Source organism: Leisingera sp. S232, from assembly GCF_049800895.1.
Taxonomy (GTDB): domain Bacteria; phylum Pseudomonadota; class Alphaproteobacteria; order Rhodobacterales; family Rhodobacteraceae; genus Leisingera.
Window position 1 is genome coordinate 254,020 of sequence record NZ_JBNAFX010000002.1, and the last position, 24,382, is coordinate 278,401.

18 protein-coding genes are annotated in these 24,382 nt (G+C 56.5%); 14 read left to right on the forward strand and 4 right to left on the reverse strand.

The features are described 5' to 3' along the window. Nucleotides 1-17: 17 nt before the first annotated feature. From ACP151_RS02770 to ACP151_RS02835, 14 genes are all read left to right on the forward strand, one after another. Nucleotides 18-1,088: a zinc-binding dehydrogenase gene (locus ACP151_RS02770; RefSeq protein ID WP_424977314.1), complete on the forward strand. Its 1,071-nt coding sequence runs from the start codon at nucleotides 18-20 to the stop codon at nucleotides 1,086-1,088. Continuing rightward, entirely contained in the window at nucleotides 1,085-1,981 is an 897-nt protein-coding gene (locus ACP151_RS02775) for a homocysteine S-methyltransferase family protein (protein ID WP_424977315.1), read from the forward strand. The genes ACP151_RS02770 and ACP151_RS02775 overlap by 4 nt, the downstream gene beginning before the upstream one ends. 19 nt (nucleotides 1,982-2,000) lie before the next feature. Continuing rightward, nucleotides 2,001-3,014 carry a GlxA family transcriptional regulator gene (locus ACP151_RS02780; RefSeq protein ID WP_424977316.1) on the forward strand — a complete coding sequence of 338 codons (1,014 nt, stop codon included), beginning with the start codon at nucleotides 2,001-2,003 and terminating at the stop codon, nucleotides 3,012-3,014. Between the two features lie 83 nt (nucleotides 3,015-3,097). Continuing rightward, a complete protein-coding gene (locus ACP151_RS02785; RefSeq protein WP_424977317.1) occupies nucleotides 3,098-5,548 on the forward strand; it encodes a GcvT family protein in 2,451 nt (816 codons plus the stop codon). A gap of 237 nt (nucleotides 5,549-5,785) precedes the next feature. Beyond that, on the forward strand, nucleotides 5,786-6,904 hold the full coding sequence (dnaN, locus tag ACP151_RS02790) for a DNA polymerase III subunit beta (protein ID WP_424977318.1): 1,119 nt from the start codon (nucleotides 5,786-5,788) through the stop codon (nucleotides 6,902-6,904). Between the two features lie 63 nt (nucleotides 6,905-6,967). After that, a complete protein-coding gene (recF, locus tag ACP151_RS02795; protein ID WP_424977319.1) occupies nucleotides 6,968-8,065 on the forward strand; it encodes a DNA replication/repair protein RecF in 1,098 nt (365 codons plus the stop codon). A 369-nt stretch (nucleotides 8,066-8,434) separates the two neighbouring features. Then, nucleotides 8,435-10,852 (forward strand): DNA topoisomerase (ATP-hydrolyzing) subunit B, encoded by a 2,418-nt coding sequence (gene gyrB, locus ACP151_RS02800; RefSeq protein ID WP_424977320.1) that lies wholly within the window; start codon nucleotides 8,435-8,437, stop codon nucleotides 10,850-10,852. A gap of 466 nt (nucleotides 10,853-11,318) precedes the next feature. Beyond that, nucleotides 11,319-13,094 (forward strand): ATP-dependent nuclease, encoded by a 1,776-nt coding sequence (locus tag ACP151_RS02805; protein ID WP_424977321.1) that lies wholly within the window; start codon nucleotides 11,319-11,321, stop codon nucleotides 13,092-13,094. A gap of 6 nt (nucleotides 13,095-13,100) precedes the next feature. Beyond that, nucleotides 13,101-14,534, forward strand: coding sequence for a UvrD-helicase domain-containing protein (locus tag ACP151_RS02810; protein ID WP_424977322.1), 1,434 nt, complete (start codon nucleotides 13,101-13,103; stop codon nucleotides 14,532-14,534). 109 nt (nucleotides 14,535-14,643) lie between these two features. Beyond that, the gene (locus tag ACP151_RS02815; RefSeq protein WP_424977323.1) at nucleotides 14,644-16,155 is read left to right on the forward strand and encodes an RNA-binding domain-containing protein; all 1,512 of its coding nucleotides are present in this window, start codon (nucleotides 14,644-14,646) and stop codon (nucleotides 16,153-16,155) included. Between the two features lie 308 nt (nucleotides 16,156-16,463). After that, entirely contained in the window at nucleotides 16,464-17,171 is a 708-nt protein-coding gene (locus ACP151_RS02820; RefSeq protein ID WP_424977324.1) for a hypothetical protein, read from the forward strand. Then, nucleotides 17,168-19,132 (forward strand): Mu transposase C-terminal domain-containing protein, encoded by a 1,965-nt coding sequence (locus tag ACP151_RS02825; protein ID WP_424977325.1) that lies wholly within the window; start codon nucleotides 17,168-17,170, stop codon nucleotides 19,130-19,132. Before ACP151_RS02820 ends, ACP151_RS02825 begins: the two co-directional genes overlap by 4 nt. Further along, nucleotides 19,129-20,103, forward strand: a complete 975-nt coding sequence (locus tag ACP151_RS02830) for a TniB family NTP-binding protein (RefSeq protein WP_424977326.1) — start codon at nucleotides 19,129-19,131, stop codon at nucleotides 20,101-20,103. The genes ACP151_RS02825 and ACP151_RS02830 overlap by 4 nt, the downstream gene beginning before the upstream one ends. A gap of 2 nt (nucleotides 20,104-20,105) precedes the next feature. Further along, nucleotides 20,106-21,878, forward strand: coding sequence for a TniQ family protein (locus ACP151_RS02835; RefSeq protein WP_424977327.1), 1,773 nt, complete (start codon nucleotides 20,106-20,108; stop codon nucleotides 21,876-21,878). Nucleotides 21,879-21,946: 68 nt separating this feature from the next. Here ACP151_RS02835 and merA read toward each other — a convergent pair whose 3' ends face one another. The 4 genes from merA to ACP151_RS02855 are packed head-to-tail and all read right to left on the reverse strand — an operon-like array spanning nucleotide 21,947 to nucleotide 24,336. Beyond that, entirely contained in the window at nucleotides 21,947-23,374 is a 1,428-nt protein-coding gene (gene merA / locus ACP151_RS02840) for a mercury(II) reductase (protein WP_424977328.1), read from the reverse strand. Nucleotides 23,375-23,378: 4 nt separating this feature from the next. Further along, nucleotides 23,379-23,624, reverse strand: a complete 246-nt coding sequence (merF, locus tag ACP151_RS02845) for a mercury resistance system transport protein MerF (RefSeq protein ID WP_424977329.1) — start codon at nucleotides 23,622-23,624, stop codon at nucleotides 23,379-23,381. A gap of 9 nt (nucleotides 23,625-23,633) precedes the next feature. Then, nucleotides 23,634-23,930, reverse strand: coding sequence for a heavy-metal-associated domain-containing protein (locus tag ACP151_RS02850; RefSeq protein WP_424977330.1), 297 nt, complete (start codon nucleotides 23,928-23,930; stop codon nucleotides 23,634-23,636). Between the two features lie 10 nt (nucleotides 23,931-23,940). After that, nucleotides 23,941-24,336 carry a mercuric transporter MerT family protein gene (locus ACP151_RS02855; RefSeq protein WP_424977331.1) on the reverse strand — a complete coding sequence of 132 codons (396 nt, stop codon included), beginning with the start codon at nucleotides 24,334-24,336 and terminating at the stop codon, nucleotides 23,941-23,943. Nucleotides 24,337-24,382: the final 46 nt, after the last annotated feature.

Genomic DNA, 24,382 nt, shown 5'->3' on the forward strand with positions numbered 1-24,382 from the left:
CTCAGGAGGCTTCAGGAATGGCCCAAATGATGAAAGGCGTCTATTTGACCCGGCATGGCGGGCCGGATGCGTTGGAATGGCGTGAAGATATACCTGTCCCGGTTCCTGGACCGGGGCAGGTGCTTGTCAAAGTTCTGGCAGCTGGCGTTAACAACACGGACATCAACACCAGGATCGGCTGGTATGCATCCGAGGTGACAGGCGCAACAGATGCGGTCAGCGATGACGCCGGGATCAAGGCTGGCGGCTGGGGCGGCGCCCTGCGCTTTCCTCGGATACAGGGGGGGGATTTGTGCGGTGTGGTTGTTCAAGCCGGCTCAGATACTGGAGCCATATGTGCGGGGCAACGGGTCACCAGCCAGATCAATATCCCAAGGCCGGAACCTGGCAACCCGTCGGGTTTTGTTGCTCTGGGCTCGGAACTCGACGGGGCTTTTGCGCAATACTGCCTGGCTGAGGCGGCGGAGCTTTTCGATGTCAGCGCTTCTCCTCTATCGGATACAGAGATCGCGGCAATGCCCTGCGCCTATGGAACCGCCTGGAACCTGCTGCACCGTGCCGGGGTGTCTGCCGGCCAGCGAGTGCTGGTCACCGGTGCGTCTGGCGGGGTTGGGCTGGCCGCAGTGCAGCTGGCCGCGCATCTTGGCGCAGAGGTGACTGGTCAGACATCGCCCGCCAAGGCGGATGCGGTTGCTGCAATGGGGGCGGCCAGAACTATTGGCCGCGACGACACACCCGAACAAGACCGCTTCGATGCTGTCATTGATGTGGTTGGCGGTCCCGGCTGGTCTGGCCTGATACAGGCACTTCGGCCCGGTGGGCAATACGCGGTTTCCGGTGCCATCGCGGGCCCGGTCGTGACAGCGGATTTGCGCCACATCTACCTGCGTGACATCACCATACATGGCTGCACATTCTCTCCCCGTGCTGTCTTTGCCAAGCTGGTGGCCCTGATCAATTCCGGCGCAGTCCGCCCGCTGGTCTCTGCGACCTATCCCCTGCAAGACATCGCCCGGGCGCAGGCGGATTTCATGAGCAAAGCTTACCCGGGGAAACTGGTCTTAATTCCCCCGCAGGAGGACGCATGACAGATATTATCCTTCTTGACGGCTCAATCGGGCAGGAAGTTGTCAAACGGTCTGGCGACAGGGCGACACCTTTATGGTCCACGTCCGTAATGATCGACAAACCGGGCATCGTCGGCGCCATTCACGCCGACTATTTTGCCGCCGGAGCGACGATTGCCACTATGAATACCTATGCGGTTTTGCGCGACCGCTTGGTCCGCGCAGGGATCGAAGGGCACTTCGAAGACCTGCTGGCCAAGGCTGCAGAGCAGGCAAACGCTGCGCGGGTCGCACATGGGTCGGGCCGAGTTGCCGCTGCGCTTGGCCCGCTGATTGCCTCTTACCGCCCGGACATCTGCCCGCCGCATGAGGAAGCTGCCCCTGTCTATGCGGAACTTGTTCAATTGCTTGAGCCGCAGGCAGATCTTTTCCTGATCGAAACCGTGTCCTCAGCCGAACATGCCAGAGGGGCGATGCTGGGCTGCGTTGGTACGGACAAACCGGTATGGCTTGCAGCTTCTGTTTCTGATGAAAACGGAACTTTGCTGCGTTCTGGCGAGCCGCTGAACGAACTCGCGCCTCTGGTTGAGGAGTTTCAGCCAGAAGCCGTCCTGCTCAATTGTTCGCGCCCGGAAGCCATCGGTGCAGGTTTGGAAATCGTGAAGGGTTTTGGCAAGCCATACGGCGCCTATGCCAACGGCTTTACTCGAATATCGGATGGTTTCCTGAAGGATGCGCCAACGGTGGACGCACTGGAGCAGCGCCAGGATCTGTCGCCTGAAGCCTATGCTGAGTTTGCCATGGGCTGGATCCGCCAAGGCGCCACCATCGTCGGCGGCTGCTGCGAAGTCGGTCCGGACCACATTGCCGAACTGGCCCGTCAGTTGCGTGCGGCCGGGCATAGGATCATCTGACCTGGGGAAGGGGACCAGCATGGCGACTCCGGATAAATTAAAGGCTGCGGACCCGGCCCGGGTCTGGCATGTCGACATCATTGTCACAGAAGGCTTTGTGCTGACTGAGATGTCGGCGATTCTGGAAGTGCTGCGGATTAGCAATCGCGTGCTGGCGCAGCCGCCTTTCAAATGGACCGTTCGGTCTCTGCAGGGCGGGCGCGTGGGCTGCCGCGCGGGCCTTAGCGTGGACACCGAGCCCTTCGCGGCCAAGCCGGATGCGGATTTTGCTTTCTTTCTGGGTAACTCGGACCCGGATCATCCCGGCCTTAGCATGGGGCGGGTGATCTCCAGCTATACCTGCCGTGGTAACAAGGTCTATCTTCTGGCTGAGGCAGCTGCTCGTTACATCCGCGATCAGGGCGGCGGCGACGGGCGGTTGACGACTCATTGGGAAAACTCCGCTCTGCTGCGTGAGAGGATGGGTCTGAATGACTCGAGCCACGCATTGGCCAGCGAAGACGGTCTGGTGGTGACATGTGCGGGCATGGGGTCCACCGTTGACATTATCCTGGCACTGGTCGGGCGGCTCACCTCGGCGGCGGCACAGATGACTGTCGGCAACATCCTGCTGCACGAACAGGTGCGCGACTTCTCCTCCCTGCAGCCTTTTGCCGGTGCCAAACCGACGATCACCGGCGACAGCGATCTGGACCAATGTATCCGCATCATGCAGGACAACATCGAGGAGCCTGTGCCGATCAGCGATATTGTCGATGAGCTTGGCATCTCTACCCGGTCGCTGGAGCGCAAGTTCAAGACTTTTCTGGGCACCACCCCCAATGGCTTTTACCGCGAAATGCGCCTGTCCAAGGCCAACAATCTGCTGCTTAACACCACCATGAGTGTCCGCGAGATCGGTCTGGCCTGCGGTTTTCCCAATGGTTTCTCCAGCCTTTATAAAAGTTTCTTCGGCATTACTCCGTTTGCGCTGCGGAAACGCCGCCGGATGGGCGGGGATGGAGCGGAAAAACCCCTTGAGGCCGGAGAATAGCGCTGGAGACTTGGCGTTTTTGATGCATTTTTCGCCGCCTGTACATGATAATCAGGCGCAAACCTTCATTCAGGAGCGATGACATGAGCGATCTTCCTAACAAAGCCCGTGTAGTCATTATTGGCGGCGGCGTGATCGGCTGCTCGGTGGCCTATCATCTGGCGAAACTGGGCTGGAAAGATGTTGTGCTGCTGGAACGCAAGCAGCTGACCTCCGGCACCACCTGGCATGCTGCGGGTCTGATTGCCCAGCTGCGCGCCACCGCCAATATGACCAAGTTGGCGAAGTACAGCCAGGAGCTCTACGGTTCGCTGGAAGAGGAAACCGGCGTTGCCACTGGCTTTAAGCGTTGCGGCTCGATCACCGTGGCCCTGACCGAAGAGCGCAAGGAAGAGATTTTCCGCCAGGCCGCCATGGCGCGGGCCTTTGGCGTAGAGGTTGAGGAAATCTCGCCTGGGGAAGTCAAAGCCCGCTACGAGCATTTAAACGTCGGTGACGTGACCGGTGGTGTGTGGCTGCCAAAAGACGGCCAGGGCGACCCGGCCAACATCGCATTGGCTCTGGCCAAAGGCGCCCGCCAGCGCGGCGCACTGGTCAAGGAGCGCATTAAGGTCACCGGCATCTCCAAGGAAGGCCGCCGCGTCACCGGCGTCGACTGGGCCAGCGACGACGGCCAGTCCCGGGGCCATATCGAGGCTGACATGGTGGTGAACTGTGCCGGAATGTGGGGGCATGAGGTCGGCCGCATGGCTGGCGTCAACGTGCCGCTGCACGCCTGCGAGCACTTCTATATCGTGACGGAAGGTATTTCCGGCCTGACCCAGATGCCGGTGCTGCGCGTTCCTGACGAATGCGCCTACTACAAGGAAGACGCAGGCAAAATCCTGCTTGGCGCCTTTGAACCCAACGCCAAGCCCTGGGCGATGAACGGCATCCCCGACAGCTTTGAATTTGATCAGCTACCCGAGGATTTCGATCATTTCGAGCCGATCCTGGAGGCCGCCTGCAACCGGATGCCAATGTTGGCAGAGGCGGGTATCCACACCTTCTTCAATGGCCCGGAATCCTTCACTCCGGACGATGCCTACCACCTTGGCCTGGCGCCCGAGATGGACAACTTCTGGGTCGCCGCGGGCTTCAACTCAATTGGTATCCAGTCGGCCGGCGGCGCCGGCATGGCGCTGGCGCAGTGGATGGAAGACGGCCAGAAACCTTTTGACCTGGGCGATGTGGACATCTCCCGGATGCATCCGTTCCAGGGCAACAAGACCTATCTGTTCGAGCGCTCGAAAGAGACCCTGGGCCTGCTCTATGCGGACCACTTCCCCTACCGTCAGAAGGCGACCGCCCGCGGTGTGCGCCGCACCCCGTTCCACCACCATCTGCTGGAGCAGGGCGCTGTGATGGGCGAGATTGGCGGTTGGGAACGTGCAAACTGGTTTGCCAACGAAGGTCAGGAACGCGCGTACCAATACAGCTGGAAGCGCCAGAACTGGTTTGAGAATTCCGCGGCTGAACATAAGGCTGTGCGCGAAAATGTCGGCATGTATGACATGTCCTCTTTTGGCAAGATCCGCGTCGAGGGCCCGGATGCCGAGACGTTCCTGAACTACATCTGCGGCGCCAACCTGTCGGTGCCGATGGGCAAAATCGTCTACACCCAGTTCCTGAACTCCCGCGGTGGCATCGAGGCAGATGTAACCGTCACCCGCCTGAGCGAGACAGCCTATCTGGTGGTGACACCGGCAGTGACCCGCCTGGCGGACCAGACCTGGATGATGCGCCATGTGGGCGACCACCGTGTGGTGATCACCGATGTGACGGCAGGCGAGGGCGTGCTGGCGGTGATGGGCCCGAACGCCCGTGAGCTGCTGCAGAAGGTGTCACCGAATGACTTCTCCAACGAGGTGAATCCTTTCGGCACCGCGCAGGAGATCGAGCTGGGCATGGGGCTCGCCAGGGTGCACCGGGTGACCTATGTCGGCGAACTCGGCTGGGAAATTTATATCCCGGCAGAGATGTCGGGCCATGCTTTCGAAACCCTGTGGGAAGCGGGGCAGGATATGGGGCTGAAACTGTGCGGCATGCACATGATGGACAGCTGCCGGATCGAGAAGGGCTTCCGCCACTTCGGTCATGACATCACTTGCGAGGACAATGTGATCGATGCTGGTCTGGGTTTTGCAGTGAAGACCGACAAGGAGGATTTCATCGGCAAATCCGCAGTGCTGGAGCGCAAGGAAACCGGTCCGAAATTCCGCATGGTGCAGTTCAAGCTGACCGACGCAGAACCGCTCTTGTTCCACAATGAGCCGATCATCCGTGACGGCGAGTACGTCGGCTACCTCAGCTCGGGCAACTACGGCCACACCTTGGGGGCGGCCATCGGCATGGGCTACGTGCCGTGCGAAGGCGAGAAAGCGGCTGACGTGCTGGCCTCAACTTACGAGATCGACGTTATGGGCACCAAGGTGAAGGCCGAAGCCTCGCTGAAGCCGATGTATGATCCGAAATCAGAGCGGGTGAAAGCCTAAGCACCTCTCCAGTGCTCTAACCCGCCTCTGTCACGCCCCGGCCTCAGCGCCGGGGCGTTTGCTTGCGGGTACTTGGGCAACGAATTCCCGGCTTTGGCCGGTATGGCGCCCGCCACCTCTTGACCCCGCCGGAAATCCCTTGGAGAAATCCATAAAAAGCCTTGTGCGGCAGGGGTAAACAGGTAGGTTGCTTGTCCCGGCTACTGACACGGGCGCCTGACGAAGAGGATTTGGGACATGAAGATCAGCATCGAACGCGGCACGCTTCTCAAGGCTGTGGCGCAGGCACAGTCGGTGGTCGAGCGCCGCAACACCATTCCGATTCTGGCAAATGTGCTGATCGAAGCCGAAGGCGATAGCGTCCAATTCCGAGCCACCGACCTGGATATCGAAGTGGTGGACAAGGCCCCCGCGCAGGTGGAGCGTGCCGGCGCTACAACTGTGGCGGCAACCACATTGCACGAAATTGTCCGCAAGCTGCCCGACGGCGCGCTGGTCACGCTGACGGCCGATGCCGCAACTGGCCGTCTGACGGTTGAGGCAGGCCGGTCGAACTTCTCGCTGGCGACGCTGCCGCGCGAGGACTTCCCGGTGATGGCTTCGTCCGAGTACCACTCGAATTTCGCCGCCAAGGCCGCCGTGCTGCGCCGCCTGTTCGACAAGTCCAAGTTTGCGATCTCCACTGAAGAAACCCGCTATTACCTGAACGGTGTATATCTGCATGTGTCTACTGCCGATAGCGGCAAGGCGCTGCGTGCCGTGGCCACCGACGGTCATCGCCTGGCTCGCATCGACGCAGAGTTGCCGCTGGGCGCCGAGGATATGCCGGGCGTGATCGTGCCGCGCAAGACCGTGGGTGAGCTGCGCAAGCTTCTGGACGACGATGACATGGACATTGCAGTCTCGGTTTCGGAGACCAAAGTGCGCTTTGCCACCCCGAACATTACTCTGACATCCAAGGTGATCGATGGCACCTTCCCGGATTACACCCGGGTTATTCCGGCAGGCAATACTCGCCGCCTGGAAGTCGACGCAGCCGAGTTTGCGCAGGCTGTGGATCGGGTTGCAACCGTCTCCTCCGAACGCTCCCGTGCGGTGAAGCTGCAGTTGGAAGAAGACCGTTTGATCCTGTCGGTGAACGCACCCGACAGCGGCGCTGCGGAGGAAGAACTGGCTGTCGCCTACAACGATGAGCGGCTGGAGATTGGGTTCAACGCAAAGTACTTGCTGGAAATCGCCAATCAGGTGGACCGCGAGAACGCCGTGTTCATGTTCAACTCCTCCGGCGATCCGACCTTGATGCGCGAAGGCAACGACGAAAGCGCTGTCTACGTCGTGATGCCAATGCGGGTCTGACGCGCCCGCCAGAGCTGCTTGCGGCACGAGTAATTTGACAAGCTGATATAGGGAGCGTGCTGCGTGCTGGCTCTGACTGCCTTGACCCTGTCCCATTTCCGCTCGCATTTGCGGGCGGAATTGCATTTGGACGGGCGGCCGGTGGCTATTTGCGGCAACAACGGCGCGGGCAAGACCAACATTCTGGAGGCTGTGTCGCTGTTCTCTCCCGGTCGCGGTTTGCGTCGCGCCAGCGCAGCTGACATGGCACGCAGGCCGGAGGCGTTGGGGTGGAAGCTGAAAGGCGAGATAAAGACGCTGAAGCAAGCCTATGAGGTTGAAACCTGGTCTGAAGGCGGCAATGCCCGCCAGGTCAGAATTGACAACAAATCCGCCAACCAAGTTGCACTGGGTACTGTCGCGCGAGTGGTCTGGCTGATCCCGGCAATGGACCGGCTGTGGATTGAAGTGGCGGAAGGGCGGCGGCGGTTTCTGGACCGGATCGCACTGAGTTTCGAACCGTCCCACGCCGAGGCATCACTGGCTTATGAAAAGGCCATGCGAGAACGCAACCGGCTGCTGAAAGAGCAGGTCCGCGATGCCGCCTGGTACAGGGTGCTGGAAGACCGGATGGCTGCATCCGGGCACCGAATTCATGCGGCACGGGTGCAGGCCGTGGAGCAGTTGCAGCGGGCACAGGCAGAAGCCGAAACGGCTTTCCCCACAGCAGAGCTGGAGCTGATCCAGTCCGAAGGCAGCATGCCGTCCACTGCGGCTGATTTTAAGGAAGCGCTGGAAGAGAGCCGGTTTCGCGATCTGGCTGTGGGCCGCACTTTGGTCGGGCCGCACCGGACCGATCTGATTGGCACCTACCGGACTAAGGGCGTCCCGGCCAGGGACTGTTCCACCGGCGAGCAGAAGGCGTTGCTGGTGTCGTTGATCCTGGCAAATGCGCGGGCATTGGCGCAGCGCGAAGGCGCCCCGCCGATCCTGCTCCTGGATGAGGTCGCGGCGCATCTGGATGCCGCCCGCCGCGCTGCTCTTTATGATGAGATTTGCGCCCTGGGGACGCAGGCTTGGATGACCGGAACCGGTTCGGAGCTGTTCGAAGGATTGGGTGACCGGGCCCAGATGCTGGAAGTGACTGAGCAAGACGGCGCATCGGAGGTGGCACAGAAATGACCGTCACGCCGTAAGAGCCGACGCATTGTCCATCCTGTTTCAGAAAAACAGGTCCAATTTGACTTACTTTGATGGCCTACCTAGCTTTCAGCGGCATAGCCACTGGCCGCGATTGCAGTCGCAGGCAAGTCTTGGGTGAGGGCCGAAATTGAAGGCATCATGCCCCTGCCGCACTGGGGAGGCTTACGCGCTTCACCACTTTTGCGCCTGCCGCGGATGCACCGGAGGCCAAGGTCAAAACCAGGCTGGCGGCAGCGGGTGGACCGGGCGCCAAGGTGGCCTGATTCTGCCAAGAAAAAAGGGGGCTTGCGCGTGACAATCCCCCCCGGGGTCCGTATAAATTCCTGAAGCAAAGACAGGAAGATGTGAATGTCCGGAAACGAGCAGGCCCCCGCAGAATATGGCGCGAATTCCATCAAAGTTCTCAAAGGGTTGGAGGCGGTTCGAAAACGCCCTGGCATGTACATTGGGGATACGGACGACGGCTCGGGCCTGCATCACATGGTGTATGAGGTCGTAGACAACGGCATCGATGAGGCGCTGGCAGGCCACGCCGACCATGTGACTGTCAAAATCCACGCCGATTCCAGTGTTTCTGTCAGTGACAATGGCCGCGGAATCCCGGTTGGCATTCATGAAGAAGAAGGCGTTTCCGCAGCTGAGGTCATCATGACCCAGCTGCACGCCGGTGGTAAGTTTGACTCGAACTCCTACAAAGTGTCAGGCGGTCTGCACGGCGTGGGTGTGTCGGTTGTGAACGCGCTTTCCGACTGGCTGGAACTGCGTATCTGGCGTGACGGCAAAGAGCATATCGCCCGGTTTGAACGCGGCGATACCGTCAAGCATCTGGAAGTGGTTGGTGACTGCGGCGATCAGACCGGTACCGAAGTCCGCTTTATGGCGTCGACCGACACTTTCTCGAACCTGGAATATTCCTTCGAGACACTGGAGAAGCGTCTGCGTGAACTGGCCTTTCTGAACTCCGGCGTGCGGATCATCCTGGAAGACGAACGCCCCGCCGAGAAGCTGACGAGCGAGCTGTTTTATGAGGGCGGGGTCAAAGAATTCGTCAAATACCTCGATCGCCATAAAACCCCGGTGATGGAAACTCCGGTCTATATTGTCGGTGAAAAGGACGAGATCGGCGTCGAGATCGCAATGTGGTGGAACGACAGCTACCATGAGACGGTACTGCCCTTTACCAACAACATCCCCCAGCGCGATGGTGGCACCCATGTGGCGGGCTTCCGCGGCGCGCTGACCCGGACCATCAACAACTACGCCCAATCGTCGGGCATCGCCAAAAAGGAGAAGATCTCCTTTACTGGCGATGACGCCCGCGAAGGCCTGACCTGCGTGCTGTCGGTAAAAGTGCCGGATCCGAAATTCTCCAGTCAGACCAAAGACAAGCTGGTCTCTTCAGAGGTGCGTCCGGTTGTCGAAAGCCTGATGGGCGAAAAGCTGGCTGAATGGTTTGAGGAAAACCCGAACCAGGCCAAACAGATTGTCGGCAAGATTGTCGAAGCTGCATTGGCGCGCGAAGCTGCCCGCAAAGCGCGCGAGCTGACCCGCCGCAAGACCGCGATGGATGTGAATTATCTGGCGGGCAAGCTCAAGGACTGCTCCGAGAAAGATCCGTCCAAGACCGAAGTCTTCCTGGTTGAGGGTGACTCTGCCGGCGGTTCCGCCCAGACCGGCCGGGACCGAATGACCCAGGCGATTCTGCCGCTGCGTGGTAAGATCCTGAACGTGGAACGCGCGCGTTTCGACCGGATGCTGTCTTCCCAGGAAATCGGCAACCTGGTGATGGCGCTTGGCACCGGGATCGGCCGCGATGAGTTCAACATCGACAAGCTGCGCTACCACAAGATCGTCATCATGACCGACGCGGATGTCGATGGCGCCCACATCCGCACGCTGCTGCTCACTTTTTTCTACCGGCAGATGCCGGAACTGATCGAAGGCGGCTATCTCTACATCGCTCAGCCGCCACTTTATAAGGTGGCGCGCGGCAAGTCCGAGGTTTATCTCAAGGATCAGGCGGCGCTGGACGACTATCTGATCAATCAGGGCGTTGACGGTGCGGTTCTGAAGCTTGGCAATGGTTCGGAAATCGCCGGTGCCGACCTCACCCGTGTGGTGGATGAGGCGCGCCAGTTGAAACGCGTGCTCGATGCCTTCCCGACCCATTACCCGCGCCACATCCTGGAACAGGCTGCCGTGGCCGGGGCCTTTGTCCCCGGTGCGGTCGATTCTGACCTGCAGGGTGTGGCCGATAAGGTCGCCGCCCGTCTGGACGCCATCGCGTTGGAATACGAACGCGGCTGGCAGGGTCGGATCACGCAGGACCACGGCATCCGCCTGGCCCGTATCCTGCGCGGGGTTGAAGAGGTCCGTACCCTGGATGGACCGATGCTGCGCTCCGGCGAGGCCCGCAAGACCGGCAGCTTCACTCAGAGCCTGCAGGAGATCTACGGCACGGCAGCCCAGCTGATCCGCCGCGACCGCATCCAGATGATCCATGGTCCTTTGGATCTGCTGAAGGCGATCCTTGAAGAAGGTGAAAAGGGGCTCACCCTGCAGCGCTACAAGGGCCTGGGTGAAATGAATCCTGATCAGCTGTGGGAAACCACGTTGGACCCCGATGCGCGCACGCTTTTGCAGGTGCGGGTGGATGACATGGTGGAGGCGGACGATCTGTTCACCAAGCTGATGGGCGATGTTGTAGAGCCGCGTCGGGAGTTCATCCAAAAAAATGCGCTGAGTGTTGAAAACCTGGATTTCTAAGGGTTGTAGGATGCCCCATAATCGTTCGCGACGCCCATAAGTGTTCGCGAGACACCCAAAGTCGTTCGTTCTGATGATATTAGGCGAGTTTCGAGGCAGGCAAAAAAATGCACCGAAATTCGCCAATATCTGGAGATTTGGCGAACGTGGATGTCAGCTTTGCCGACATCGCCATTTTTCACTACTTTGTCGAACTCTCCTTGGGTTGTCTCCCTATGGAATATCCGCGAATTGGTGCCAGGTTTTCTATCAATACCGTTAGCGTTCACTGACCCAGTCTGCGTGAACGATCCTTTGCGGTCATTGACAAAAGGTCCCATTTCACAGGGCAGCATCTCTTTAACCAACATCGAAGGGCGCTTGGGGCGCCTAAAAAGAAACCTCATTTCGGCTAAAGCTGCGCACCAAACACAACTTTAAGGAATGTTCTGAGCGTGCTATCCCCCTTAAAACACTGGGGTGGGCCATGGCAGTTATACGGGAAATTTCGATCACTAATTTCCGGGGCATTCAATTCCTGAAGTGGTGGCCAAACCCTGGCATCAACTGCTTGATCGGGCCAGGAGATGGCGGAAAATCAACAATTCTTGATGCCATAGAGCTTACCATCGGAACAAGACAAAGCGCTGTCTTCACAGATGCTGACTTTCACAGATGTCAGGTTGCTGACCCAATTGTGATTGATGTGACGCTGGGCGCTCTTCCAGAAGAATTGTTGAGCCTTGAAGGCTATGGCCACTTTCTACGCGGATGGAACCCGCACACTGGTGCCATCCACAACGAGACATCTGCGGCTCTGGAAACCGTTCTGACTCAACGATTGATCGTAAGAGATGATCTGGAGCCGCAATGGTTGCTGTTTTCGGAAGGCCCATCCGCAGAGGGCCGGGAACGGAACCTCCAGTGGAAGCACCGGCAGCTTGTCTCGCCAACACGGCTTGGCACGGTCGCGTCACACCATATGGCGCTCGGTCCGCGGTCAGTCCTTGGTAAGCTCTCCGCTGACAAAACCCAGGCTTCATCCGCATTGGCAGCGGCATCCAGACAAGCTCGCCAGGCCTTCGCTGACAAAGGCTGTGATGGTGTCAATGATGTGCTGACGACCTCTAAGACCATCGCCAACAACATGGGGATCCCCTTGGAAGATGTGAGTGCACTATTGGACGTGAAAGGGGTGACGTTTACAGGGGGCGCAATTGCTCTTCATGACGAAAATCAGGTTCCACTAAAGAATCTTGGTTCAGGCTCCATGCGCCTGCTCGTGGCTGGTCTTCAAAAGGCCGCGGGTAAATCAAGTATCTCGATCATCGACGAAGCAGAGTTTGGCTTAGAACCCTATCGTATCATCAGATTGCTTGACTCTCTCGGTGCAAAATCAAACGACGTTTCACAGCAAGTATTCATGACGACGCACTCGCCGGTCGTATTGCGGGAACTGTCCTCAATTCAGTTGCATACTGTGCGGACGACCCGGCTCACATCCCCCACAGCAACACATGCAGGTCAGCCCACAACAGTGACGACGTCGAATGCAGTGCTTCCGCTTGGGGGATCTGAGGATGCTCAGAAAACGCTGAGGGCGTGCGCAGAAGCTTTTCTCGCTCCAAGTGTCATTGTCTGTGAGGGTAAGACAGAAATTGGCGTAATCCGGGGCCTGGATTTGTGGGCCCAAAGCCAAGGTCGGCGGAGCATACTCGCAGACGGTTGCCATTGGGCCGACGGCGGTGGTTCGTCAATGATGGAACGCGCAAGAATTTTCGCCGGCTTGGGTCATCGAACCGCCTTGTTTATGGACTCCGATGTCGCTTTCGATGCAGCAAAGTATACTGAATTGGCAACACAAGGCGTCAGCGTATTTCGGTGGCAAGATGGGTATTCGACAGAAGCTGCAATCTTCGCATCCGCCCCTGCCGCGCAAATACCGAAACTTCTTTCCGTTGCATGCGAATGGCGATCCGAAGACTCCATTGATGGAAAAATCCGTAGCGCCAGCGATGGTCAACTCAATCTACAGCAATGCCGCGACCACTTCGTCGATGCAATGCGGCCAATGTTGGGGCAATGTGCAGGTGATGGTAAATGGTTCAAAGACATTGAACCCGCAGAACGGGCTTTGAAGGAAGCCATTGCTCCGGTCTGGCAAGGGACGGGAGCAATATTGACGACGCCACTGAACTCGCTTTGGCACTGGATAAGATCATCACCAACAACACAGCCAGCCAGGGCCGCTGAAAGCCAGTAAAATCAGATGGTTGACGTGCCCCACATTCTTCAGGCGCATCGCGGGCATGTCATTGCTCCCGCTGGATGCGGCAAAACGGAGTTAATTGCAAAGACCATTGCTCAGTCAGAGGGCAAGCCGGTCTTGGTTCTTACACACACCACCGCAGGCGTCGCCGCATTGAGGCAGAGGTTGCAACGAGATGGTGTGTCCGCGTCCAACTATAGGCTCAACACGATTGCTGGATGGGCACTGACAATTATCTCCATGTTTCCGGAGCGCGCGGGATACCTACATGATCCAAAGAATGCGCCCGACTACACTGCTGTGCAGAACGCGGTTGGTGAACTTTGTGCCTCTGGAGCTATCCATTCAGAAATTGCCGCAACGTATTCGCGGGTCTTGGTCGATGAATATCAAGACTGTTCGGCGAGCCAACACCTAATCACCTCCGGCCTCGCGAGCGCAATTCCAGCCATTGTGTTCGGCGATCCCATGCAAGCGATCTTTGGATTTGGTAACGATCCCCTTCCGGATTGGACGACACAAGTGGTTCCAACCTTTCCCGAACTCGGACGGTTGAATACTCCTTGGCGCTGGAACAACGCCGGGGCCAATGATCTCGGGGGCTGGCTACTCACAGTTCGCGGGGCATTAGAAGCCGGGCACCAGATAGATCTTCGGACCCTTCCTGACCGTGTGGCGTGGCATCCGCTTTGCGCAGATCACAACGCCAATGCAGTGGCCCAGATAGCGGTGCAATACGAAATCGCCAAGGCCAATCCGCAAGAGACAATCTTAATAATAGGTGACTCCATTCAAGCGGATTCCCGGCACAACTTTGCAAGTCGGGCGAAGGGGGTCGGAGTCGTTGAGCCTGTGGACTTCCGTGATGTCGTAGACTTTGCAAACCAGATGGACGGCAAATCGGGGCAAGAGCTCTTAGTTGCCGTCATAGGGTTTCTGATTAGTGTCATGACGAACGTATATGGTGAAAAGCTTAATGCACGCGTTCAGTCGATCCTTGGAGGCCGCAACCGCACGCCTCCCACGGCCCCAGAGGTCGCCGCAGTCTCTTTGGTTCAAGGTGGCGGCTACGCCGAAGCCGTGAATTTTCTCAAAGCCATGGCTGGCGACCGCACCAGACGAGTCTATCGACAAAATGCGTTCAACATAATGATTGAAGCGTTGCAAATCGCCATTGCAAAGCAAGATGGCAATCTGCCCGCCGCGATCGCAGGCATTCGTGAGCAACGTCGTCATGCGGGACGGGTCATTCCGCCGAAAGCCATAGGTTCGACTCTTCTGCTGAAAGGTTTGGAAGCCGATCACGTTGTGATCCTTGATGCAGATCGACCAGGAAATGCTATGTCAAAGGAACATTTATATGTCGCCCTCACAAGGGGAGCGAGATCTGTCAGTGTTTTCTCGCGCAGTCCAATTCTACCCAAAAGAAGCTGACGCGCAAATGCAGCGAAGGTCGGCTTCCCACCCTTTCGCCCTTGCCTTGACAGCACGAATAGCTCAGCCTCGCCGCAATTTTGGATTGAATTTCGTGAGGTCGCGAACAATGGCGCGAAGTATTACCGACGAAGAAATTGGATTGATCAAAGCTCTCTTGGCGAGAGGCGAACGAAACGTAGATATTCAGTTCTATTTCAATCGACAGGATCGGCCAGCCAACTCGGGCCGAATAAGTCAGATACGGAATGGCACCTACGGCCCGGAAGTTCCTCAGGCCAGTGACGAGGCCCTGGATGCTTTCCTCGAAAATTTCCAGGCGGCACAGATTGGTGTTGTTGTAGCTGGTGGAGGAGGACAACCAAAGCCGCCAACAATTTCTGACCGCGCTATGGAAAGGTTTGAGCAACGTGAGGATGGCAACTGGTATCTTCGCGATGGAGAAACCGCTGCACAGGAATGCAAGCAGTCATTTGATCCCAAGAAGATGACGCCCATCCTGAAGGCTATCGCTGCCCTTTCAAATAACAAAGGCGGCTTCATCTTCATCGGCGTGGAAGATGCGCAGTGCCAAGCGGTTGGAATGCCCAGCACTGTGTTCCAAGACACCGATATTGTTCATATAAGCCAAAAGGTGAAAGCCTATCTGACGCCGACCCCTGATTTCATCAAAACATGCATCAACGTAGGTGGTGTTGAGATAGGTGTAATCTACGTGGAGAAATACGATGAACCGCCAGTCATCGTTAGCCGAGATGGTGATGGTCTTGAAAGTGGCACCATTCTCTTTCGTTCGCCGGGACAGTCCGCAAAAATCAGCGCCGGAGATCTGCTCATTCTGCTCCGTGAACGCGATCAAGCCAACCAATCGAAACTGCTGAAATCGGCGCAACGTGTTGCAGACATAGGTCTGCACAATTCACTGATTGTAGATACCAAAGCCGGAACCATTGAGACGGAGGATACGCGTGTCACGATTGATCGCAGCCTTGCAGATCAACTCGAGTTCATCCGTGAAGGTGAATTTGAGGAAGTCGAAGGTGCGCCCGCTCTTCGTCTCATTGGAGATGTTCGTGCTGTTGGCGCTGATGGGGAAGTCCAGGAACGGATCGAAAACCGTGCCCTGACAGCCGATACCGTTTTGGAGGCATTTCTATCAAGAGAAGATGTTCGCTCCCCTCTCGAGTTCATCCGGGAGTCCGCACTCGTTCAACGCCAGTGGTTGCCACTGTTCTATTTCGCGCAGTTGAGCGGGCAACCTCTGGATCAAATTTCGGCCGCGCTCGGCGAAACCGAAGCTGTGTATTCGAACAGCAAAGCGAGAGCACTTGAACGTCTCTCGGGACAGAGAACCGCTTATTCTGAAGCAAGAGGGCAAGCAGCGCCTGTGTTGCAAGCAATCATTGACGGAGACCTCGACGGAGTTGAAGAGAACTATGAAGACCGGGTAATTGCTCGGGCACTCGCAGGGTTGCCGGATGATTTTGAGAACTTCCAAGCGGTCTTTGATCTCCTTCAAGGGCTCTTCGAACGAGTTGACGGGGATGCGAACTTGAAGGGGGCGATATTCAAAGCATCCGCCAGATTGGATGAGCTGGCTTATCAAAAACAAGTTGGGTAATTGATCGCTTGTGGCACAATGAACTGAGGATGGTGCCCATTTTTATGCCATTCGAAAAAATGTGCCGTCTGTTTGTGGTTCAGCTGACAGCTGACTACTCGGATCAAAAAAACGAGCGAATCACAGTTTTTTGCTGCCCAACCAGCTTCCGCACACCGTGGCCAGCCAACCGCACTCGAACGCACTTTGCGAGAAGAATGAGCCAAGACGGAAGTTAAGACCCTCTTAACTTCCGTTAGGTCTCTACAACCGACTGTTCTTCAACATTTTTATTGATCTCAACTCAGGCGATGTGCGACTGAGCAGCCATGAAGATCGACCCAGAAGCACGACCAGCTGCACGACGAATTCAAAAACGTGGCAAGGTGCAAAAAGCGCACCACATCGCGGGCGGAAAGGCGCGTGGGATCGTTCAGCTTGAGAGCATCACAGAGGTTGATTGCCACAATCTATGTTCTCTGGATCCCCGGGTGCACGAAATTTACCCGCAGCCAGTGACATTTGATCTCAATACCGGGCAACCCTTCGCGACCAAAGAGGAGCTGCTGGCGCGCTTTCAAGGCACCGGCTACAAGCCTTGGGTCTACACACCCGACTTCAAGGTTGTCCTGATTGACGGCACCATCTTCTTTCTCGAAGCAAAGTCTGAATACACGCTTTCCAAGCAACCCGAGTTCCTTGAATACCCGAGTGTCTTCGAAAGCTTCGGACAGCAGCTTTTATTGATCACCGAGGATGAAATTTCTCCGGAACTGAAAAAGAACCTTGGGCTATTGCGCCCATATATCGGGCGTTCAATGCCAGAGGGCTTATTGCCAAGACTGGAGGCATCGGCTTCTAATCGTTTCACATACAGAGAAGCCATCTCTGAATTGGGGTTCACCCAGGGCGAGCTGTTCACTGCGATCCTGACTGGGCATCTGTTTTTGGATCTCTATTCCACAGCGCTGAAGAAGGATACAGAACTGCTGGTGTTCAAGGGCTGCACCAAGCACCTGGAGCTCTTACCCCTATGACAGATCTTACCAAAGAATATGATGGCCGCCTTCTTGAGATTGGTGACGAACTGCATGAGGTCCGTGGACATATCCATGGGCGGGCAGCAGTCAGTTTGAAAGCGCCAGATGGCACGATCCACGAGATTTCGAGCGAGGATTTTCGGCTAAGGGTCGCGACAGGGTTCATCGTGGACCGGCATGGCCAAGATGCTGGCGTTCGCATCCCCTCAGAGACTGACAACCTGGAGGTCGCTTTTCGGAAGGCTGTGTTGAGCATGTCGGCAAGGTTGGAGCGCGAAGGCTTTGGCTGGCAAGAGAGGCACCGGGTGATGAAGGATCACTTCGAAAGTGTCCCTGAGTTCAGAAGTCGACAGAAGCCATTCCCAGGGATCCGGGCCATACAGAAATGGCGGAAAGGCTTCCAGGAGCAAAGCACGAACGCGTTGCATGACAAGCGATATCTGTCTGGAAACCGCCTGCCTCGTCATTCCAATTTATTTGAAGATATCGTCCTCAATATTCTGGACCTTCAATACAAAAAACACGACCGAATGACCTCAAAGGCGGTTTGGCAGCAAGCACGTGCGGAATATCTCGAAGCGTGCAGGCGCCAGAGAATTACTCCAGGTCCACACGGCCAAAAGGTTGTGAATAGCCTGATCAAATCCTTACCTCACCACGACGTGGTTAAATCACGCATTGGTGGCCGAGAGGGCAGAGAACGCCTGATCGAAGCCAATAGGTTCGTGACAGTCAGCTATCCGATGGAACGTATCGAAATCGACAGCACAGAGGCCGACATTTTCATCGTAGTTGATGAAGACGGGCATGTGGGGCGCCCATGGGTGTGCGCGGCCATTGATTGTGCAACAGGTATGATCGTCGGATTGAAAGTTAGCCTGGCGCATCCTACTTCCATAACCACGGCGTTGGTTCTTAAGGAGATTTTGACTGCAAAAGACCCTGACTTCTTTGATGAATTTCAAATCAGTAACGTGATTGATACTTGTGGGCGACCGGTCCAGATCGTTGCCGATCAAGGCTCTGAAAACTCTGGTGATGTTATAGAAAGCTGCGTCAAGTCAGCCTGTTTGCTGTTGAGCCCAAACTTGCCGGCCCATCCAGAAAAAAAGCCGTATATTGAGCGGTTCTTCAAGACGCTGAATGGTTTTCTCACAACACTCCCTGGCGCTACGACAACCAGGGAAATGCCAAACCGGTCTCGAATTGAAAAGGGGCAGAAGGAGGCCTGCTTGACCTTTGAAGAGTTCATCAAGGTTCTTCAGCAATGGCGGTTTGATGGTTATGCAGTGAGGCCAAGGCGTTTGGTCGAAAATCCACTGAAAACACTTGAAAGTCCGACAAAGGCTTGGCGGCGGCTTGACGACGAATTCGTTATTCCCCTCCCTCCGCCGCCAGAGGAAGTGGCTCAGCTCTTCTATGGTGGAACCGTCAAACGGAAGCTCCACCACTACGGAATTGAGTTTGAACGCGTGCAGTATTCATCTGCCGACCTGTCGCGACTGCGTCGCGCGATTGGCACAGGTGAAGAGCTGACAATTCGTTATGATCCCACGGACATTCGAATGATTGGTGTGGTCAATCCAATGACCAAAGACACACTGTTTGTCCCAACCAAGGATGAAGGTTTTCCTGCGATCTCTGTTCATGATCTACGCCGTATTCGCAAAAAACTTGCGCCAAGTCCCGACGAGTTTCTCTCGGCGGAACGCACAATCGCGGCCATTCACGACCGGGTCCATCACGAGAGGATCCACGGAACACCCGCCAGGAAAGCAAAAAAGCGCGCGGCTCGGGCACAGGAAGACCGCAGAATTGCTGAACAGAGCCTCAAACCGCTCGAAGTTGAAAATGAAATTTCAGCTCGAGCTCATGGCATCGCTTCGCAGACCACCACGATCTTGAAGAACTCGAAGCCGCGACAAGCACTCAAACTCAAGACGAAGAACCCTGAATGACAAACCACACTGATCTTCTCAATGTGTTGATCCCCCATGAAGCCTTCCAAAGAGCATTAAATGCACTGGAAGACGCCGTTTTGATGGCCCGCGAGCAAGGTGGCGGCATCATTCCAATCCTCGGTCCCACTCGGTGTGGAAAGACTGAACTGTTGAAGGAGGTTTGCTCTACCCTGGGTAAAGAAGCTTCAGGTCCGGGCTGGATAATTCCCATGCCAACTGCTCGCCGTGGTTTTGTTCCTCCAAAGCCGAGCGACAAAGATCTCTACATTTCTATCCTTCGCGCACTGGGTCATAGCTGCAAACCTCAAACGTCAACGGATACAATTAGGTCGAGGATTGAAACCGCCATTGCTGACGAGGGGATCCAGATCATTGCTTTGGATGAATGCAATCATTGCATTGAATCCGGGGCGAATCTGACGCTTCGAGCGACCGGCGACCATTTCAAACGGCTGGTCGATGAAACTGGCGTAACCTTGATCCTGAGCGGCCTGCCAAACTTTCAGAGAGTCATTGATGGCAACGAACAACTGAAAGCACGGGCCATGAGCACGATTTCCTTCAAGCCATACAATTGGGCAAACGAGGATGATCGTGAAGCTTTTGCCACGGCAGTTTTTAACCTCTTTGATCACCTCGAAGACAACAATGTCACCTTGGATTTCGACAAGGACGATCTTGCTACTCGGCTATATTGTCTCTCGGGTGGGCGTGTCGGACTTGTCCTTCGTTTGCTTCGAGGGGCGTTGTCGCGGACAAAGGAAGACAGCTTGACCCTGGGCGACATTCGAAGCGCTGCGTCCATTCTATTTCAAGAGCGGTCGAAAGTAGCGATCCTTTACGAAGAAGAAATGCCAAATGATCTGCAGCAGGTTCGCTCTTATGTTGAAGTGATGCAGGATGCTGGTTTGGAATTGGAGCCGTCAACGCTTCTTGAACTCGGGGCCCTTTCGTCTGAGCCCGCATGATAATGAGATCTGCGCCACCACTCCAAGGAGAAAGCCTGGTTGGTTTTCTTCGCCGTTTGGCAAGTCTGAACGCTTTCTCCCACGTTGCAGAGTTCTACTTACACATTGGACAGCCCTATGGCCGCCCAATGCTCGAGAACTTGCCAGGGCTGGCTGAAACGCTCGGCGTGGATGAAACATCACTCTGTGCGATTGCGCCGAAGATCCAGCCATGTGACCCAGCTCTTGAGTGGCGATTTCAGCGATCACAGACCGACCCAGTCTGCCCGAGCTGTGTGGCTGAAGGAAAGCCATGGCAGCAGCACTGGCGGCACAGTTTGGTATCGGCATGCGACGTGCACAAAACCGTTCTTCTGGATCAGTGCCCCCGCTGCAAGGCGACCTTTTCTACAAACGTTGGCGGGCTCAAAAGCTGCGAATGCGGCCTACTCTTCGAAACGATGGTCGCGCCGCACGCGACAGAATTCGAAACTTGGATCGCTCAATTGATAGCTCGCGCTCAGCAAGCTCAAGAACGTGTTGGCACGTTTGGTCCCTGGTCAGAAGATGCCCCAAGCGATTTCGCTTCCTTCCTCTTTTTCCTTGCCAGTAGTGAGCAGAAATCGCGATCTGGCAAAGAGGGTAAGACACCGCTTCCAGTAACCATTCCCGATACCCGGGTGTTCCTCGCTCAAGCTGAACCATGGCTAAGATCATGGCCAAGAGGGTTTCAGGGGAAACTGGCTCATCGCCTATCCGAGGGTGACCCAAACGCTTCCTCCGCTCCAGCGCGACTTGGCAAGTGGTATCAGCGGTTGATGCGCTTCAGTGGCGATGCGTATGCGGACATCCACAACCAATTGTCGGCGGGTATTGCAGAGCACTTCCAAGGTCCATACGCGGGACGATCTGTCGAGGATAGAGCTTGGATATCAGCGACCGAAGCCGCCCGTGTTTTGAACGTTCGGGGAGAGCGGATCGTTGCCGCTGTCGCCTCGGGTAAATTAGAAGGCCACCAAGCTCATTCCGGGCAAGGCCACAAGCACACTATGGTTCCACGAGCGGCGGTAGAAGGGCTCAAGGCCGAACGCGCGGGATACCTGACCGCGAAATCAGCAATGGAAATGCTTGGTATCGGCAAGACTCAGTTTCGCATTCTTCAAGATGCCGGGCTGGTTTCGCGTTTGCCTACCTCAGATTTGCCGCCTTTGGTCGAAGGTCCCTTCTTGTCCGATGATCTTTTGGTGCTTGTTGACGGCATCAGGGGCAATCAAAAAGCGGCAGGCTCCTCAGCGGAAACTCTGCGCTTCTCGGATCTCAATCTTCGGCGCACCACGCAGAAGTCGAAACTGATCGCAGTATTCAAGGCCATTCAGACCGGAGCGATCCAGCCAGTTTCAGCGTCCTCTGAACAGCCATTGGGATTGTTCGAGTTTGCTTGCGAAGACATCGACGCACGTTTCACCGAAGCCTCAAAACCCGGATTGTGGACAGCACATCAAGTCGCCGATTTGACCGGATGGAAGGCGGAGGTTGTTACCCATTGGTGCCGTGAAGGTCTTCTTGAGGCCTGCCAGGAAAACGAAGGCCGGCAGGTCAGGTATCTGATCACTCCTCAGGCGTTGGTTGCGTTTCAGCGAACCTTTATCCCACTTGCTGATCTTGCGCGCTCTAAACAGACCTCCAGCCGAGCGTTGCGAAAACAGTTGGCTGAAAACGGCCTAAAAACTTGCGGTGAGAAGCTTGTTGGGAAGACAAGTAGAGGGGCATTGGTGCGGATAGCGGAGTTATTTTAGACGCAACCGCTTCAAATTTGGTCTGGGTTTGCTCCCCAGTCGACCGGCAACCCAATCAAACCAAGTTCCTACCCGGCACAACAAGACAGTTTCGCCACATCCTGCTCAAAGGTTTGTGCTGCCAGCTTCAAACCTTCGACGGTTGTAAGGTAGGGAAAGATCATCGCGCCCAACTCCTCGTATGTCATCCCCGCGCGAATGGCCATTGCTGCGGTCTGGATGCTGTCGGCGCCTTCCGGTGCCAGAATGTGTGCGCCCAGAAGCCGCTTGGTTGCGCCATCTGCGACAAGTTTGATCAATCCGCGCGTATCTCTTGCAGCCAGGGCGCGTGGCACATGCTCAAGAGGCAGAACAGAGGTTTTCACAGTGTGTCCCGCGGTAACGGCCTGCGCTTCAGTCATGCCCACACTGGCAACCTGGGGATCGCTGAACACGACGGCGGGCATGGCAGAATTGTCATAGGACAGCGTGTTGCCATTCAGGGCATTCTGAGCCGCCAACTTGGCTCCGTAAGCCGCCATATAGACGAACTGATCGCGCCCGGTGGCGTCTCCCACCGCATAGACCCCCTCGCGGCAGGTCATGAGCGCATCATCAACCTGGATTCCGCCATTTCCATTGGTTCGCACACCCACTGCGTCGAGGTTCAGACCCTGCGTATTGGGCACTCGGCCTGTGGCCAACAGCAATGCCTCGGCGCGAAGGGTTTCGCTGCCTACGGGGGCAGTAATACTCAGGGCCACCCCGCCACCATCTTGATCCACGCGTTCGTATTGCAATTCCGAACGAACAACGATGCCCTCTGCTTCGAAATATGATGTCAGAGCAGCGCCGATCTCAGGCTCCGCCTCAGGCAGTAGGCCGCGCCGGGAGACGATCATCACCTTCACACCAGCGCGGGCGAATACCTGGGCCAGTTCCACGCCGATATAGCCGCCACCCATGACGATGAGCGAAGCAGGCAGCGTCTCAAGCTCAAGAATAGACGTGCTGTCATGGAAGGGCACACTTTCCAAACCTGGAATTTCCGGAACATGCGGACGCGATCCGGTAGCGATGATGGTCTTGCGAGCCTGGACGGGGTTGCCCGCAACAGACAACTCGCCATCGTCGGAAAACTGAGCAGCGCCCTCCATGTAGGAGATGGCGTTGTAATTTGGCAGGACGTCCGTGTATTTGGCTGCTCGCAGTTCTTCGACCAGCGCCTGTTTTTGGCGAACGACCGCAGCCCAGTCGGTTATCCGGGAAGATACTTCTATTCCATCGAACCGCCGCGCTGCTGTTGCGGAATGAACGGCTTCCATAGCCCGGATCATCGTCTTTGAAGGAACACAACCGACATTGACACAGGTGCCGCCGATCGTTCCCTCCCCGATCAAGGCTACGCGGGCGCCCTGATCCGCAGCGGTGATCGACGCAGAAAACCCGGCAGAACCTGCACCGATCACTGCAAGGTCAAATGGGGCGTTCGAGTCTGGAGAACAGCAATCAGACATGAGGTCAGCTTTCTTTGGAGCCGCTTTTTGGTGCGGTCTGGGAATTGGAACGGCGAACCAGGGCCAAGATCGTGATGCCGATGAAGAAAAGAAGCGCTGGGATCAGGACAAAATCCAGAAGCCCCAACAATGCGGACAGCCCAACCGCGCCCAGCAACACGCCTAAGACCGGAGTGAAGCAGCAAACAGCGGTAACGAGAGTGCCGACGATGCCGGTGGTCAGCAACTTACTGTAGGAGTTGCGCGACAAGTTCAGCCCTCAGGAGTCGTTGCTGTTTTCGATCAACTCCGCCGCATAGCCAGCATTAGTTGAGGCAAGCGCGATTGCGTCTGGCGTTGTCAGCGCATCGTCAAAAACAACACTTGCCGTGCGATCCTCAAGGCTCGTCTCTACCGATTGCACACCCTCAACCGCAGACATGGCCGATTGCACGAGATAGGGGCAGCTGGCGCAGTTCATCCCCGGCACCGAGAACGTGGCGGTTTGCTCGGCGGCAAATGCGTGTGAAGAAAAGGCGGCAAGCATTGCACCAAAGAGTAGGGGTTTCAGTTGCATGACATTCCTTTCAAAGTCCAAGCAGGATCGGAGCCACAACAGGTGCGATCCAGTTCCAGAAGAGCGCGACGAGGATTAGGAAGGTCGAAACCCAAAGGGCCGATTTCACCAACCGATTGGGAAGTGGACGCGCGCACGCCTCTCCTTCAGCGCAAGCCTTTGGTTTGCGATAGACCATCCAGTAGCCGTAGCCGAGAAATCCAAGCGTGAAGACTATGAAGATCGGCTTGTAGGGTTCCAAGGCCGTCAGATTGCCAACCCAGGCACCAGACACACCCAGGCTGAATAGGATCAGCGGCACGATGCAGCAGGTAGATGCACCGATCGCGCCAAGGACACCGCCTAATGCCATTAACCTGGCGGTTTTGCGGTCATCGTTCGCAACATGTTCAACGGTCTCGACCATGAAAATCCTCGTTTTAGCATTCGTTGCTTGATAAATTGGGATCTGT

Excerpts from the sequence above, each read along its gene's own strand:
- ACP151_RS02770 (WP_424977314.1), top strand. The coding sequence starts at position 18 with ATGGCCCAAATGATGAAAGGCGTCTATTTGACCCGGCATGGCGGGCCG.
- ACP151_RS02775 (WP_424977315.1), top strand. The coding sequence starts at position 1,085 with ATGACAGATATTATCCTTCTTGACGGCTCAATCGGGCAGGAAGTTGTC.
- ACP151_RS02780 (WP_424977316.1), top strand. The coding sequence starts at position 2,001 with ATGGCGACTCCGGATAAATTAAAGGCTGCGGACCCGGCCCGGGTCTGG.
- ACP151_RS02785 (WP_424977317.1), top strand. The coding sequence starts at position 3,098 with ATGAGCGATCTTCCTAACAAAGCCCGTGTAGTCATTATTGGCGGCGGC.
- dnaN (WP_424977318.1), top strand. The coding sequence starts at position 5,786 with ATGAAGATCAGCATCGAACGCGGCACGCTTCTCAAGGCTGTGGCGCAG.
- gyrB (WP_424977320.1), top strand. The coding sequence starts at position 8,435 with ATGTCCGGAAACGAGCAGGCCCCCGCAGAATATGGCGCGAATTCCATC.
- ACP151_RS02805 (WP_424977321.1), top strand. The coding sequence starts at position 11,319 with ATGGCAGTTATACGGGAAATTTCGATCACTAATTTCCGGGGCATTCAA.
- ACP151_RS02810 (WP_424977322.1), top strand. The coding sequence starts at position 13,101 with ATGGTTGACGTGCCCCACATTCTTCAGGCGCATCGCGGGCATGTCATT.
- ACP151_RS02815 (WP_424977323.1), top strand. The coding sequence starts at position 14,644 with ATGGCGCGAAGTATTACCGACGAAGAAATTGGATTGATCAAAGCTCTC.
- ACP151_RS02820 (WP_424977324.1), top strand. The coding sequence starts at position 16,464 with ATGAAGATCGACCCAGAAGCACGACCAGCTGCACGACGAATTCAAAAA.
- ACP151_RS02825 (WP_424977325.1), top strand. The coding sequence starts at position 17,168 with ATGACAGATCTTACCAAAGAATATGATGGCCGCCTTCTTGAGATTGGT.
- ACP151_RS02830 (WP_424977326.1), top strand. The coding sequence starts at position 19,129 with ATGACAAACCACACTGATCTTCTCAATGTGTTGATCCCCCATGAAGCC.
- ACP151_RS02835 (WP_424977327.1), top strand. The coding sequence starts at position 20,106 with ATGAGATCTGCGCCACCACTCCAAGGAGAAAGCCTGGTTGGTTTTCTT.
- merA (WP_424977328.1), bottom strand. The coding sequence starts at position 23,374 with ATGTCTGATTGCTGTTCTCCAGACTCGAACGCCCCATTTGACCTTGCA.
- ACP151_RS02850 (WP_424977330.1), bottom strand. The coding sequence starts at position 23,930 with ATGCAACTGAAACCCCTACTCTTTGGTGCAATGCTTGCCGCCTTTTCT.
- ACP151_RS02855 (WP_424977331.1), bottom strand. The coding sequence starts at position 24,336 with ATGGTCGAGACCGTTGAACATGTTGCGAACGATGACCGCAAAACCGCC.